The sequence below is a fragment of the Streptomyces sp. NPDC018964 genome (assembly GCF_044390325.1).
Taxonomy (GTDB): Bacteria; Actinomycetota; Actinomycetes; order Streptomycetales; family Streptomycetaceae; genus Streptomyces.
Genome location: NZ_JBIRYZ010000030.1, coordinates 1 through 14,581, shown reverse-complemented (window position 1 = coordinate 14,581; position 14,581 = coordinate 1). Strand labels below are relative to the sequence as shown.

Annotated in this window: 11 protein-coding genes; 8 read left to right on the top strand and 3 right to left on the bottom strand. The window is 72.2% G+C overall.

Annotated elements, in window-relative coordinates:
* Nucleotides 1–500: 500 nt before the first annotated feature.
* A complete protein-coding gene (locus ACH5AO_RS33055; protein WP_398931166.1) occupies nucleotides 501–1,049 on the bottom strand; it encodes an NADAR family protein in 549 nt (182 codons plus the stop codon).
* A 399-nt stretch (nucleotides 1,050–1,448) separates the two neighbouring features.
* Here ACH5AO_RS33055 and ACH5AO_RS33050 point away from each other — a divergent pair, with 399 nt between their 5' ends.
* From ACH5AO_RS33050 to ACH5AO_RS33025, 6 genes are read left to right on the top strand one after another with little or no spacing between them, the layout of a single operon-like run.
* Nucleotides 1,449–2,984, top strand: coding sequence for a gamma-aminobutyraldehyde dehydrogenase (locus ACH5AO_RS33050; protein WP_398931164.1), 1,536 nt, complete (start codon nucleotides 1,449–1,451; stop codon nucleotides 2,982–2,984).
* A gap of 50 nt (nucleotides 2,985–3,034) precedes the next feature.
* A complete protein-coding gene (locus tag ACH5AO_RS33045) occupies nucleotides 3,035–4,282 on the top strand; it encodes a spermidine/putrescine ABC transporter substrate-binding protein (protein ID WP_398931162.1) in 1,248 nt (415 codons plus the stop codon).
* A gap of 4 nt (nucleotides 4,283–4,286) precedes the next feature.
* Nucleotides 4,287–5,483 (top strand): ABC transporter ATP-binding protein, encoded by a 1,197-nt coding sequence (locus ACH5AO_RS33040; protein ID WP_398931160.1) that lies wholly within the window; start codon nucleotides 4,287–4,289, stop codon nucleotides 5,481–5,483.
* Nucleotides 5,480–6,406: an ABC transporter permease gene (locus ACH5AO_RS33035; RefSeq protein WP_398931158.1), complete on the top strand. Its 927-nt coding sequence runs from the start codon at nucleotides 5,480–5,482 to the stop codon at nucleotides 6,404–6,406. Before ACH5AO_RS33040 ends, ACH5AO_RS33035 begins: the two co-directional genes overlap by 4 nt.
* Nucleotides 6,407–7,207, top strand: a complete 801-nt coding sequence (locus ACH5AO_RS33030; RefSeq protein WP_398931156.1) for an ABC transporter permease — start codon at nucleotides 6,407–6,409, stop codon at nucleotides 7,205–7,207.
* Between the two features lie 23 nt (nucleotides 7,208–7,230).
* Nucleotides 7,231–7,488, top strand: a complete 258-nt coding sequence (locus ACH5AO_RS33025; RefSeq protein ID WP_398931285.1) for a hypothetical protein — start codon at nucleotides 7,231–7,233, stop codon at nucleotides 7,486–7,488.
* Between the two features lie 13 nt (nucleotides 7,489–7,501).
* On the opposite strand, the gene ACH5AO_RS33020 is transcribed toward ACH5AO_RS33025, so the two are convergent.
* Both ACH5AO_RS33020 and gabT read right to left on the bottom strand, forming a co-directional pair.
* Nucleotides 7,502–8,140 carry a phosphatase PAP2 family protein gene (locus ACH5AO_RS33020; protein ID WP_398931154.1) on the bottom strand — a complete coding sequence of 213 codons (639 nt, stop codon included), beginning with the start codon at nucleotides 8,138–8,140 and terminating at the stop codon, nucleotides 7,502–7,504.
* A 430-nt stretch (nucleotides 8,141–8,570) separates the two neighbouring features.
* Nucleotides 8,571–9,905, bottom strand: a complete 1,335-nt coding sequence (gene gabT / locus ACH5AO_RS33015; protein WP_398931152.1) for a 4-aminobutyrate--2-oxoglutarate transaminase — start codon at nucleotides 9,903–9,905, stop codon at nucleotides 8,571–8,573.
* Between the two features lie 302 nt (nucleotides 9,906–10,207).
* On the opposite strand from gabT, the gene ACH5AO_RS33010 reads away from it, so the two are divergent.
* On the top strand, nucleotides 10,208–12,619 hold the full coding sequence (locus ACH5AO_RS33010) for an ATP/GTP-binding protein (protein ID WP_398931150.1): 2,412 nt from the start codon (nucleotides 10,208–10,210) through the stop codon (nucleotides 12,617–12,619).
* Between the two features lie 126 nt (nucleotides 12,620–12,745).
* The gene (locus ACH5AO_RS33005) at nucleotides 12,746–14,302 is read left to right on the top strand and encodes a PucR family transcriptional regulator (RefSeq protein ID WP_398931148.1); all 1,557 of its coding nucleotides are present in this window, start codon (nucleotides 12,746–12,748) and stop codon (nucleotides 14,300–14,302) included.
* The last annotated feature ends 279 nt before the right edge of the window (nucleotides 14,303–14,581 follow it).

Sequence of the window (14,581 nt, the reverse complement as noted above, 5' to 3'; positions counted from 1 at the left end):
CCCGTGGTACCGGGACGGGAGACATCGGCGCCACGCCCTGAACACCTGTCCCCCGGTCCGTGGTACCGGGACGGGAGACATCGGCGCCACGCCCTGAACACCTGTCCCCCGGTCCGTGGTACCGGGACGGGAGACATCGGCGCCACGCCCTGGACGCCTGTCCCCCGGTCGTGCGCGAAGGCTTCCGTTCAGCCGGTGCGCGGCCGTCTGAGCCGGTGCACGGTCATCTCAGCCGATGCGCGACCGTCCGAGCCGATGCACAGGTCTCAGCCGATACGCGGCCGTCTGAACCGATGCGCAGCCATCTCAGCCGATGCACAGGTCTCAGCCGGTGCATGGCTGCCTCAGCCGGTGCACGACCGTCTCAGCCGGTGCACGGGTCTCAGCCGATGCGCGGCCATCTCAGCCAGTGCGCAGGCGTCTCAGCCGGTGCACGGGCCTCAGCCGATGCACGACCGTCTGAACCGATGCGCGGCCATCTCGGCCGGTGCGCAGGCGTCTCAGCCGGTGCGCAGGCGTCGTCGGGCCTCCATCAGCGCGAATCCCAGCAGGTTCGGGCCCCGCCAGCACTCCGGGTCGCTCGCCCCCTCGTCGCCGGCCGCGAGGCCGATGCCCCACACCCGGTCCACCGGGCTCGCCTCGACCAGCACGCGCTCGCCCGTGCCCAGCAGAAAGGCCCGCAGGTCGTCGTGGGCCGCGAACTTGTGCACGCTGCCCTCGACGACGATGCCGAACCGCTCCCGGAGCCATGTCTCCTCGTCGAAGCCCCGCACCAGCCGCCCTGCCTTCTTCGCCTGCGCGGGGTGCCCCGCGGCCAGCACCCGCCGCTCCCCCTCCGGGTCACCGAACAGCCGGGCCTTGGCCGCCATCATCCAGTGCTCGGCGGTCGCGTACTCCACGCCGTCCACCGTGAACGGCGACGGCCACCACTGGCTGAGGCAGCTCGGCCCGGTCCGGCCGTCCGGTGACGGCCGGTGCCCCCAGAAGTGCAGGTACTTGACCTTCGCTCCGGTGCGGACCGCCTCGATCAGTTTCTCTCGTGAGTCCATCGGCCCCTGTGCTCCTCTCCTCGCGGTGTGACGCGCCCCCGCCGCCCCTTCCCGTCCCGAAACTGGGGCTCCGCCCCAGACCCCGCTCCCCGAACGCCGGAGAGGCTAGATTTCAGCCTCTCCGGCGTTCGAGGAGCGGGGGTCCGGGGGCAGCGCCCCCGGGACGGGACGGGTAAGGGCGGCGGGGGCGACTTCCGCGCCCGTCGGCGTGAGTCTGGCAGCAACCACTGACACTCCGTCCTGCCTTTTCCGTGGCGACTCGACACCTGGTCGACAGATTTCGTCGCGTAACCAAAAGGCAACAACGGAATCACTTGTTGGAGTCCCATCGCTCTGTCAGGATCGGCACTCAATTCGAGCTGGAGCCACGCCGCCCTCGGGGACACGGAGGAGAGCGACATGCACGACCCGGGCACCACCACCCCGGAACGTTTTCCCGCCCGGGACCGGTTCGCGGACGGCGCGCAGTTCATCGCGGGCCGCCTGACGAAGGGCACCTCGGGCCGGACCCACGCCGTCGTCGACCCGGCCACCGGTACCGAGGTGTACCCGTACGAACTCGCCGGCCCCCGTGACGTCGACGCGGCCGTCGCCGCCGCGCGGGAGGCGTTCCCGGCGTGGGCCGGCGCCACTCCCGGTGAGCGGTCCGACGCCCTGCACCGGTTCGCCGCCGTCGTCGCCGACCGCGCGGAGGACTTCGCCCGCGCGGAGTCGCTGCAGTGCGGCAAGCCCCTGAAGCTGAGCCGCGGGTTCGACGTCCCGGGCACGATCGACAACATCGCCTTCTTCGCCGGCGCCGCCCGCCACCTGACGGGGCAGTCGGCCGGCGAGTACTCCGGCGACCACACCTCGTACGTCCGCCGCGAGCCGATCGGCGTCGTGGGCTCCGTCGCCCCCTGGAACTACCCCCTCCAGATGGCCGCCTGGAAGATCCTCCCGGCGATCGCCGCGGGCAACACCGTCGTCCTCAAGCCCGCCGAGCTCACCCCGCTGACCTCGCTGCTCTTCGCGCAGGCCGCCACCGACGCGGGCATCCCGGACGGTGTGGTCAACGTCGTCACCGGTACCGGCGCGGAGGCGGGCGAGCACCTGGTCGGCCACCCCGGCGTGGCCATGGTCTCCTTCACCGGTTCCACCGCCGTCGGCAGGCGGGTCGCCGGGATCGCCACCGCCACCGTCAAGCGCCTCCACCTGGAGCTCGGCGGCAAGGCCCCCTTCGTCGTCTTCGACGACGCCGACCTCGACGCCGCCGTCCACGGCGCGGTCGCGGGCGCGCTGATCAACACCGGGCAGGACTGCACGGCCGCCACCCGCGCGTACGTGCAGCGCCCGCTCCACGAGGCGTTCGTCGAGCGCACCGCCGCCCTGATGGAGACCGTCCGGCTCGGCGACCCGTTCGCCCCCGGCACCGACCTCGGCCCGATGGTCTCGCACGCCCAGCGCGACCGGGTGGCCGGATTCGTCGACCGGGCGCGCGTCCACGCCCGCGTGGTGACCGGCGGTGAGGCCCCTCGGGGGGACCTGAGGGACGGCGCGTACTATCGCCCCACGCTCATCGCCGACGCGGCGCAGGACAGCGAGGTCGTGCAGTCCGAGATCTTCGGTCCGGTGCTGGTCGTCCTGCCCTTCGACACCGACGACGAGGGCATCGCGCTGGCCAACGACACCCCGTACGGACTCGCCGCCTCCGCCTGGAGCCGGGACGTGTACCGCACGGGCCGCGCCACCCGCGAGATCAAGGCCGGGTGCGTGTGGATCAACGACCACATCCCGATCATCAGCGAGATGCCGCACGGCGGCTACCGGGCGTCCGGCTTCGGCAAGGACATGTCCACCTATTCGTTCGAGGAGTACACGCAGGTCAAGCACGTCATGTTCGACAACACCGCGGTGGTCCGCAAGGACTGGCACCGCACCATCTTCGGGGACCGATAGCAGCCAGGCCGCCCGACCCGCGGCCACCCTCCCGAAAGGGCACCACGCGCATGGAGCAGTACGAGCCCGACCGCCTCTCACCGGCCCGGGCGGCCGCCGTGCGGCGCAGCCTCCGCACCGGCAGGGCGGCCCTGTCCCGCCGTTCCCTGCTGCGCGCCTCCGCGGGCGGCGCGCTCGCGGCCGGCGGTCTCGGCGCGCTGAGCGGCTGCGGCATCCCCCCGGCCGGAAACACCCGGGGCGGTGTCCCGGCGGAGGACCACTCGAAGGAGGAGAAGACCGTCACCTTCTCCAACTGGACCGAGTACATGGACGTCGACGACAGCGGGCGCGCGCACCCCACGCTGGACGCGTTCACGGAACGTACCGGCGTCAAGGTCACGTACACCGAGGACATCAACGACAACACCGAGTTCTTCGGCAAGATCAAGCCGCAGCTCGCCGCGGGCCAGGACACCGGCCGCGACCTCATCGTCCTCACCGACTGGCTGGCCGCCCGCCTGATCCGCCTCGGCTGGGTGCAGAAACTGGACCCGGCCAACCTCCCGCACGCCTTCGCCAACCTGTCGCCCCAGTTCCGCAGCCCCGACTGGGACCCGGGCCGCGCCTACTCCTACCCCTGGCAGGGCATCGCGACCGTCATCGCCTACAACAAGAAGGCGCTCGACGGTGTCGAGGTGCGGACCCTCTCCGACCTGCTGGACAACCCGAAGCTCAAGGGCCGGGTCGGACTGCTCACCGAGATGCGCGACACCATGGGCCTGACCCTGCTCGACATGGGCAAGGAGCCGGAGAGGTTCACCGCCGACGACTACGACGCGGCGCTCGCCCGCCTGCAGAGGGCCGTCGACAAGGGCCAGATCCGCCGCTTCACCGGCAACGACTACACCGCGGACATCAGCAAGGGCGACTTCGCCGCCTGTGTGGCCTGGGCCGGGGACGTCGTCCAGCTCAAGGCGGACAACCCGGACATCGACTTCCTGATCCCCGACAGCGGCTACATGATGTCCAGCGACAACCTGCTCGTCCCCGACAAGGCCCGTCACAAGACCAACGCCGAGCGGCTGATCGACTACTACTTCGAGCCGGGGCCGGCCGCGGAACTCGCCGCCTACATCAACTTCGTCTGCCCGGTCGAGGGAGTGAAGGACGAGCTCGCGAAGCTCGACGAGGACGCGGCGAACAACCCGCTGATCCTCCCCGACCGGGCCATGCAGGCCAAGTCCCGTGCCTTCCGCTCACTGAGCGCCGAGGAAGAGACGGAATTCGAAGAGAAGTTCGCGAAGCTCACTGGGGCGTGACGAGATGAAGACGACCGAAGACACCACCACGGCCGGCCACGGCGGCGGGGACGTCCGCCTCACCGGCATCGGCAAGACGTACGGCTCCTTCACCGCCGTGCACCCCCTCGACCTGACCGTGCCGCAGGGCTCCTTCTTCGCCCTGCTCGGCGCGTCCGGCTGCGGCAAGACCACCACCCTGCGGATGATCGCCGGCCTGGAGGAGCCCACGAGCGGCACCGTCCACCTCGGCGACCAGGACGTCACCGCGCTGCCGCCGTACAAGCGGCCGGTGAACACGGTCTTCCAGTCCTACGCCCTCTTCCCGCACCTCGACATCTTCGAGAACGTCGCCTTCGGTCTGCGCCGGCGCGGCATCCGAAGCGTGAGGAAGCAGGTCGAGGAGATGCTGGAGCTGGTGCAGCTCGGCGAGCAGGCCCGCAAGAAGCCGCACCAGCTCTCCGGCGGCCAGCAGCAGCGCGTCGCGGTGGCCCGCGCGCTGATCAACCACCCCAAGGTACTGCTGCTCGACGAGCCGCTGGGCGCCCTCGACCTGAAGCTGCGCCGCCAGATGCAGCTGGAGCTCAAGCGCATCCAGACCGAGGTCGGCATCACCTTCGTGCACGTCACGCACGACCAGGAGGAGGCCATGACCATGGCCGACACGGTCGCCGTGATGAACGCCGGCCGCGTCGAGCAGCTCGGCTCGCCCACCGATCTGTACGAGAACCCGCGCACCACGTTCGTCGCCAACTTCCTCGGCACCTCCAACCTCATCGAGGCCGAGGTCGACGCGAGGTCCGGCGACGGGATCGTCCTCAGGGCGGGCGGCGGCAAGCTCGTCCTGCCCAGTGCCCGCACCAGCGCGCCCACGACGGCCGGCGGCAAGGTGCTGGTCGGGGTGCGCCCGGAGAAGATCTCCCTCACCCACGCCGACGACGCCGGCGCGATACCCGAGGGCCGCAACCGGATCACCGGGCGGATCGCCGCCTCCAGTTTCATCGGCGTGTCCACGCAGTTCGTCGTCGACAGCCCGGTCTGCTCCGACGTCGAGGTCTACGTCCAGAACATCGACCGCGATCCCCGGCTGGTGCCCGGCGCCGAGGTGGTCCTGCACTGGAACCCGGCGCACACCTTCGGACTGGACGCGGCGCAGTCCCCACTTGCCGGGACAGTGGGCTCCGCGGGCGTCGGGACGGCCGGGGAAGAGGTCGCCCGATGACGACGGTCACCGAGGCGCCGCCCCTGGCGCCCGCCCCGCCGGAGCGGAAGCCACCGCGCGGGCGGGGCCGCTGGACGCCGTACCTGCTCCTGCTGCCCGGTCTGCTCTGGCTGTTCGTGTTCTTCGCGCTGCCGGTGATCTACCAGGCCTCCACGTCCGTGCAGACGGGCTCCCTGGAGGAGGGTTACCAGGTCACCTGGCACTTCGCCACCTACGGGGACGCGCTGTCCGAGTACTGGCCGCAGTTCGTGCGCTCGGTGCTCTACGCGGCCTCCGCGACCGTGCTGTGCCTGCTGCTCGGCTACCCGCTGGCGTATCTGATCGCCTTCCGCGCGGGACGCTGGCGGAACCTGATCATGATCCTGGTGATCGCGCCGTTCTTCACCAGCTTCCTGATCCGCACGCTCGCCTGGAAGACGATCCTCGCCGACGGCGGCCCGGTGGTCGACGCCCTGAACACCTTGCACGTCCTGGACGTCACGGCGTGGCTCGGCTGGACCGCCGGCGACCGGGTGCTCGCCACGCCGCTCGCGGTGGTGTGCGGTCTGACGTACAACTTCCTGCCGTTCATGATCCTGCCGCTCTACACCTCGCTGGAGCGCATCGACCCCCGGCTGCACGAGGCGGCGAACGACCTGTACGCCAGGCCGTCGACCACCTTCCGCAGGGTCACCTTCCCGCTGTCGATGCCGGGCGTGGTCTCCGGCACGCTGCTGACCTTCATCCCGGCGTCCGGCGACTACATCAACGCGGATCTGCTCGGCTCGACCGACACCCGCATGGTCGGCAATGTCATCCAGTCGCAGTTCCTGCGCATTCTCGACTATCCGACGGCCGCGGCGCTCTCGTTCCTCCTGATGGCCGCGATCCTCGTCGTCGTCACGCTCTACATCCGCAAGTCCGGCACGGAGGATCTGGTTTAAATGACCTTCGTCAACTGGCTCAAGCGTCATTTCGTGGTCATCGCGGGACTGCTGACCCTCGCCTATCTCCTCCTGCCGAACGTCGTCGTCACCGTGTTCTCCTTCAACCAACCGAAGGGGCGCTTCAATTACACGTGGCAGGAATTCTCCACCGAGGCGTGGAAGGACCCCTGCGGCGTCTCCGGACTGTGCGCCTCGCTGTCGCTCAGCCTCCAGCTCGCCCTGTGGGCGACGCTCGGCGCCACCCTGCTCGGCACGATGATCGCCTTCGCGCTGGCCCGCTACCGCTTCCGCGCCCGCCCCGCGGTGAACTCGCTGATCTTCCTGCCGATGGCGATGCCCGAGGTGGTCATGGCGGCCTCGCTGCTCACCCTGTTCCTCAACATGGGTGCCCGGCTCGGCTTCTGGACGATCCTGATCGCCCACATCATGTTCTGCCTCAGCTTCGTCGTGGTCGCCGTGAAGGCGCGCGTGATGTCGATGGACCCGAGGCTGGAGCAGGCCGCGCAGGACCTGTACGCCGGCCCGTTCCAGACGTTCGTCCGGGTCACGCTGCCGATCGCCGCCCCCGGCATCGCGGCGGGCGCGCTGCTCGCCTTCGCGCTCTCCTTCGACGATTTCATCATCACCAATTTCAACGCCGGCTCGACCGTCACCTTCCCGATGTTCGTATGGGGCTCCGCGCAGCGCGGAACTCCCGTGCAGATCAATGTGATCGGTACGGCCATGTTCGCCCTCGCCGTCCTGCTGGTCCTGGTCTCGATGGTCATCGGAAACCGCCGCAACCGGCAGAAGGCATGAAAGCACCGTAGGGAGTCGACATCATGGCCCCTGGCGCCATGAGCCGTTGGACGACATCACTTTCCGAGGCCCGGCCGGTCTCCTACCGGCTGGACGCCCCCGGCGGGCCCGGCCCCGAACCCGCCCTCACCGGCGCCGAGTACGACGACCGGCCGGAGACGTACGCCTGGACCGGCATCGCGCTCACCAAGTGGTCGCCGGCCAGGGCGGACGCGCGGGCCGGGCGGCGCGATCCGTGGCTGCGGACGATGGACCGGCCGGGCCTGGGCTTCGACAGCTGAGCCGCCGGGCCGGTCAGCCGGTCCCCGTCCGGGAGCCGGGAGCCCCGGCGGAGCTCCGACGGCCGCCCCGGCCGGCCAGCAGCCACACGCCGGCCAGCAGCACCGCGCCGAGGCACCAGCTGGCCGCCACGTCCAGCGGCCAGTGGTAGCCCCGGCGCACCAGCCCGAACGAGGCGCCGGCGACGAGGACGGCGCAGACCACGACGAGCGCGCGGCGCGCCGCCGGCGAACGCAGCAGCGGGAGGAGGAGCAACGTCGCCGCGCCGTACGCCACGACGGCGGTGGCCGTGTGCCCGGAGGGGTAGTAGCCGACCGCCGGGGGCACAGCCGGGGTTCCCGGGCGGTCGGTCCACTCCTTCAGGGGCGCGACCAGCGCCGGCACCAGTGCCATCGCCGCGAGTCCGGCCGCGGGCGGCAGCCACCAGCGGTCCACACCTGTGGCACGTCCGCGCAGGGCGACGTACGCCAGCGCGATCGCCAGGACGGGGAGGGCGACCTGGACGTTGCCGAGGTCGGCGAGGAGTTCGGAGGCCCGGTCCGGATGGACCAGTTCCCGGCTCAGCCGCTCGTCGAGGCCCACCAGCGGACCGTCGGCGACGACCTGCCAGGTGATCAGCGCGAAGAGGAGAACGGGCGGTCCCAGCAGCAGCATGGTGCACAGCTTCGCAGGTAAGGGCCGGTGCATGCCGAAGGGCCAGTGCAAAGGGGGGGTGTGCACTGGCCCTTCTGGAACGGCGTGCCGTGTGAGGTGCCCGGACGGCCGTCCGGACCGGAACGTCGCGCGCCCCGGGGGGTGTGGGGCGGGCGACCGTCCGATCGTGAGGAGACCCGAGGCCCTCGGGCCCCGGTTCGTGTGCGCGAGGCACGACCAGGTCGAAGCTGGGGAGGCCCCGGCCTGAACCAGTCCACGGTTCCCCGTGGACGGGGTGTATCTCTCATCCACGAGGAAACCTACGGCAGGGGGGTGGCCCCGCGACAGGGCCGACGGGCCCCTGTCATCCACCTCGCACACGTTCTTCACACGCTCTGCGCTCACCGGTCCCGGCGGCCGTTCCGGGCGGCTCACCTGCCCTGATGCCGGCTCAGATGCGCGCGAACGCCTGCTCGATGATGTCGAGGCCCTCGTTCAGCAGGTCCTCGCCGATGACCAGCGGGGGCAGGAAGCGCAGCACGTTGCCGTAGGTGCCACAGGTCAGGACCAGCAGGCCCTCCTGGTGGCAGGCCTTGGCCAGCGCGGCCGTCGCCTCGGGGTTCGGCTCCTTGGTGGCGCGGTCCTTGACCAGTTCGATGGCGATCATCGCGCCCCGGCCGCGGACGTCGCCGATGACGTCGTACTTCTCGGCCATGGCGGTGAGGCGGGCCTTCATGATCGCCTCGATGTTCTTCGCCCTGGCGTTGAGGTCGAGCTCCTTCATCGTCTCGATCGCGCCGAGCGCGCCCGCGCAGGCGACCGGGTTGCCGCCGTAGGTGCCGCCCAGGCCGCCCGAGTGGGCGGCGTCCATGATCTCGGCGCGGCCGGTGACGGCGGCCAGCGGCAGACCGCCGGCGATGCCCTTCGCGGTGGTGATCAGGTCCGGGACGATGCCCTCGTCCTCGCAGGCGAACCACTGGCCGGTGCGGCAGAAGCCGGACTGGATCTCGTCGGCGACGAAGACGATGCCGTTGTCCTTGGCGAACTCGCTGATCGCGGGCAGGAAGCCCTTGGCCGGCTCGATGAAGCCGCCCTCGCCGAGCACCGGCTCGATGATGATCGCGGCCACGTTCTCGGCGCCGACCTGCTTGGAGATCTGGTCGATGGCCTGCGCGGCGGCCTCCGGGCCCGCGTTCTCCGGGCCGGTCGGCCAGCGGTAGCCGTAGGCGACCGGGACGCGGTACACCTCGGGCGCGAACGGGCCGAAGCCGTGCTTGTACGGCATGTTCTTCGCGGTCAGCGCCATGGTGAGGTTCGTACGGCCGTGGTAGCCGTGGTCGAAGACGACGACCGCCTGCCGCTTCGTGTACGCACGCGCGATCTTGACGGCGTTCTCGACGGCCTCGGCGCCGCTGTTGAACAGCGCGGACTTCTTGGCGTGGTCGCCCGGGGTCAGCTCGGCGAGCGCCTCGGCGACGGCCACGTAGCCCTCGTACGGCGTGACCATGAAGCAGGTGTGGGTGAAGTCGGCGAGCTGGGCGGAGGCGCGGCGGACGACGGCCTCGGCGGAGGCGCCGACGGAGGTCACGGCGATGCCGGAGCCGAAGTCGATCAGCCGGTTGCCGTCGACGTCCTCGATGATGCCGCCGCCCGCGCGGGTGGTGAACACGGGCAGCACGGAGCCCACGCCCTGCGCGACCGCGGCGGTGCGGCGGGCCTGCAGCTCCTGCGACTTCGGGCCGGGGATGGCGGTGACGACGCGGCGCTCCTGCGGAAGTGCGGTCATGCGGGGCTCCTGGGGGGTGTTTCGGACGCTTGCGTTCTTTTCTCGCAGGCTAGGGCCGCCGAGGAGGGCTGGGCATGCTCCATGTGGGCGTTGTCCGGGGTCTCCCGTTGTCCGTGATGGACATAGCGGGGGTGGGCTCGCCCGCCCGCGTCGGCGGCCGTGCCTCCCCCGCTCCCGGCTTCGCTCGAGCGGTGGAGGCACGACTGCCCGCGGCCGGGGCCCCGCAAGCGGTGGATTTGCCCTGTCGGGGCGTTAGATTGACCGCTGACGGCGGATGGAGCGGCTGCTCAGGGGGCAGGGCGATGGACAGCGACGGTACCCAGGACGCACGGGGCACGCATGCCGACCCCGTACCGCGCCCGGCGAGTCCGCCGGACGTGCCGAAGGCGCCACCGCGTCCGAGCCGGGCACCGGGCGTGCCGCCCGCGCCCGGACAGGCTCCCCGGCCCGTGTCCACCGTCGCCGCCTGGCTCGACACGGAGAGGCCGGCCGCCCGGCCGGGGATCTGGCGGTACGGCTACCGTCCGAAGGAGATCCCGGAACGAATCGCTCCGACGACGGTCGCCGGCATGCTGATCCCGGTCGCCCTGGCGATCGGGGCATGGTCGCTCTGGCAGCGCGGCTACTTCCCGTTCAAGGGTGCCGTCCTGCGGCTCTTCACGCCGGACGACTGGTGGTGGGCCGGTACGGTGGTGACTCCCAAGCCAGTCGAGGGACGTGTGGAGCCGCTCCCGGGGATGCTCTTCCTGCACGTCGCCGACGCCGTCTTCTTCGCCGCGCTCGTGCTCGCGGTAGGGGTGCTCGGCAGTTGGCGGGCCATCGTCCGCCACTACGTGAGCCGGGTGGCCCAGCCGGGACAGGCCCTGATCGCCGCCGGTCTGGCCGTCCTCGCCCTCAGTTTCGTCTTCCCCGACGCCTTCCCGGTGCTCGGCTGGGCGGAGGCGCCGGTCCTCTATCCACTGCTGTCCCTCACCGTGCTGGTCACGGACAGCTACGACCTGATGAGCTCCGTCCTCTACACGTACACGCTGCACACGGTCGTCACGCTGCTCGTGCTGTGGCCGTTCGCCCGCCTCGGCGACTGGGTGCCGTACGCGAGGAGGCTGCTCGCCTCCCGCCGGCCGGCCGCCGACGCCGCCGAGGTGCCCGACCGGCCCCGCTCCCAGTGGCCCGCTCTCCGCGACGCCGGCCAGCACGAGGCCGCGGACCTGCTCACCGCCGAGGTCGCCGGCGGCCGGATGAACGACGTCGACTGCGCCCGCGTCGAGCACGCCTTCGCCGTCGCCCGGCGCACCGCCGCCCTGGGCGCCTTCCGCGACACCGTCCTGAGCCGGGGCGGCGCGGCATGGACGCATCCCTCCGGCGCCCGGGACGTGCCGCGTCGGACCGCCCTCCACGACCTGCTCGCCGGTCAGGTGCGCCTCGGCCGCTGGGTGGAGCACGAGCACGCCCCGCTGCCGTACCACGGCGCGGGAGCGGCCCTCGGCCCGGACGTGCTCGGCACCTCGCTGCTCGCCGTCGGCCCCTCCGGGTCCGGCAAGACCCGCACCCTCGTCGAGCCGGTGACCGAGGCGCTCACCCTCCAGGCGCTCACCGGGAGCTGCGCCGTCGTGGCCGTCTCCGCCGCCGGGAGCCCGCTGTGCGGGGACGACCTCTTCGACGTGATCGTGCGGATCGGTGACGCGTCCTCGGTGCACGACCTCGACCCGTACGCCGAGTCCGACGATCCGGACGAAGCGGCCGCGATTCTCGCCGAGGCGCTGGTGGGCGACCTCGACACGGGCGGCGCGCGGGGCGCCGCCACCGCCCTGGCCCAACTGCTCGGCCCCTTCCGGGCGGTGCACGGGCGCTTCCCCGCCCTGCCGGAGCTGCGCGAGCTGCTGGAGGGCGAGGAAAGGGCGCTGACCCCGTTGCGGCAGGCGCTCGCCGAGAGCGGGGACGACGTCATGTGCCGCGAGCTCGACGCCCGTGTCCGGCAGACGGGTACGCCGGGCGACGCGGGCCGGCCCCTGGCCGACCGGCTGGCCCTGCTGGACCGGCCGGTGTTCGCGGGCTTCCTCGGCAGGGGCGGCCCGGGCCGGCTCTTCTCCCTGCGCGCGATCGCCCACCACCCCCTGCGGGTGCGGATCGATCTGCCCGAGCACGGTCACGAGGAGGCCGGCCGGCTGATCACGCGGCTGGTGCTCGCACAGTTCCACGCCGCCGTCCGGGCCGGCCGGCGCGCGCACTTCGCCGCCCTGGTCCTGGACGACGCGACCGGCACGGTCACCGCGGAGTCGGTCCGGCGCATCCAGCGGCTGCGTTCGCAGAACGCGGGCGTGCTGCTCGCCCTGCGCACCGTCGGTGACGTCCCCGAGGCGCTGCACGGCCCGCTGTACGGAGCGGTTGGCTGCCGCATGGCCTTCTGCGGTGTCACCACCTGGGACGGCAGCCGGTTCGCGCAGACCTGGGGCACCGAGTGGGTGGAGACGACGGAGGTCGCCAAGCACACCGTCTTCGCCGACCAGCCGATGACGCGGTTCCTCCACGCGGTGCGCAAGCGGCTGACGGGACAGGAGGTGACGACGGAAGCGGTCACCGTGCGCCAGGTCGAGCGGGAGCGGTGGTCGGCGTCGCAGCTGGCGCACGCGGTGCCGCCCGGTCACGCGGTGCTGTCGCTGACGACCGTCGAGGGCGAGCACGCGCCGCCGCTGCTGGTGGACCTCCGCGGGTGATCTTCCCGGCCGGGCGGCCGGGGACCGTACAGTGAGGCAGAATCGGCACAGGCCGTTCATACGCCGCGGCCAAAAGATCACCGCGTTCTCCCTCACCCGACGCAGACCCGAAGGCTCAAGGCACCCATGCCCCCGACGCTCGCCTCGCTCGTCCACCACTCCGCGCTCAGACTGACGGTGCGCGCGGGCGAGGACCGCCTCGACGTGCCGGTCCGCTGGGCGCACGCCAGTGAGCTCGCCGACCCCGTGCCGTACATGGAGGGCGGGGAGCTGCTGCTGATCACCGCGCTCAAGCTCGACGCGGAGGACCGGGAAGCGATGCGCCGCTATGTGAAGCGGCTGGTGGGCGCGGGTGTCGTCGGGCTCGGCTTCGCCGTCGGGGTCCACTACGAGGACGTCCCGGACGCCCTGGTCGAGGCGGCGCGCGCGGAGGGCCTGCCGCTGCTCGAGGTGCCCCGCCGCACCCCGTTCCTGGCGATCAGCAAGGCCGTGTCCGCCGCCATCGCCGCCGACCAGTACCGCGCGGTGACCGCGGGGTTCGCGGCCCAGCGGGAACTGACGAGGCAGGCCCTGGCCGAGGGGCCGGCGGGACTGCTGGCCGCGCTCGCCGCCCAGGTCGACGGGTGGGCCGCGCTGTACGACGCCTCGGGCGCCGTCGTGGCCGCGGCACCGGAGTGGGCGGTGCGGCGCGCCGCGCGGCTCGTCCCGGACGTGACCCGGCTGCGGGAGCGGCCCGCGCCCGCCTCCTCGGTAGTGGCCGGCCCGGAGAACGAGGACCGGGTCGAACTGCACTCCCTCGGCACCGGCCGGCGCCCCCGCGCGGCGCTCGCCGTCGGCACGGCCGCCGCCCTCGGCACCGCCGAGCGGTACGCCGTCCACTCCGCGGTCGCCCTGCTCACCCTGACCACGGAACGCTCCCGCTCCCTGCACGCCGCCGAGCAGCGCATCGGCGCCGCCGTCCTGCGCATGCTGCTCGCCGGGGAGCCGGACCACGCCCGCGCGGTGGCCGGGGACCTGTACGACGACCTGCTCGACGCGCCCTTCCGGATCATCGTGGCCGCCGGGGGCGAGGCGAACGGCGACGCCCTCGGCGCCCTCGCCGAGGTCGCGGAGTCCGCCGCCGCCCGCTCCGGGGAGGCGGTCCTGGTCGTGCCGGAGGGGAACCGGCTGGTCATACTGGCCTGCGACGGCGGCGCCGTCGTGGCCGCCTGCCGCGACCACGCCGCCGCGCGGGAGGCGGCCCGCAAGTCCGACGACGACGAACTGGTCGTCGGACTGTCCGCACCGGCCGGACCGATCGCCGCGTCCGCCGCCTACAAGCAGGCCGAGCAGGCGCTCTCGGTGGCGCGGCGGCGGGGGAGGGTGCTGGTGGAGCACGAGCACATGGCCGCCGGGTCGGTCCTGCCGCTGCTCGCCGACGACGCGGTCAGGGCGTTCGCCGACGGGCTGCTGCGCGCCCTGCGCGAACACGACGCGACGGGCCGCGGCGACCTCGTCGCCTCGCTGCGCGCCTGGCTCTCCCGCCACGGCCAGTGGGACGCGGCGGCGGCCGACCTCGGCGTCCACCGCCACACCCTCCGCTACCGCATGCGCCGGGTGGAGGAGATCCTCGGCCGCTCCCTGGACGACCCGGACACCCGCATGGAACTGTGGCTGGCCCTGAAGGCGACAGCCCCGGAGTAACACCCCGGCCCACCCGACCCCATCAACCCATCCGGTCCCTCCAGCCCCCAGCCCACCCGACCCCTCCCACCCCACCCGACCCCTCCCACCCCGTCCGGCCCCTCCCCGGCCCGTCCAGCCCTCCCTTAAACCGTCCGCCCCTCCCAGCCCGTCCGGCGCCCCCCAAACCGTCTGGCCTCTCCCCCTAGATGAATGAGTCCGATGTTTGTGCTGGCCGCGACCATGGCGAAGGGCGCCCGTTGGCTCGTGTGTGACTACCAGCCTGGACGCCCTTCTTGC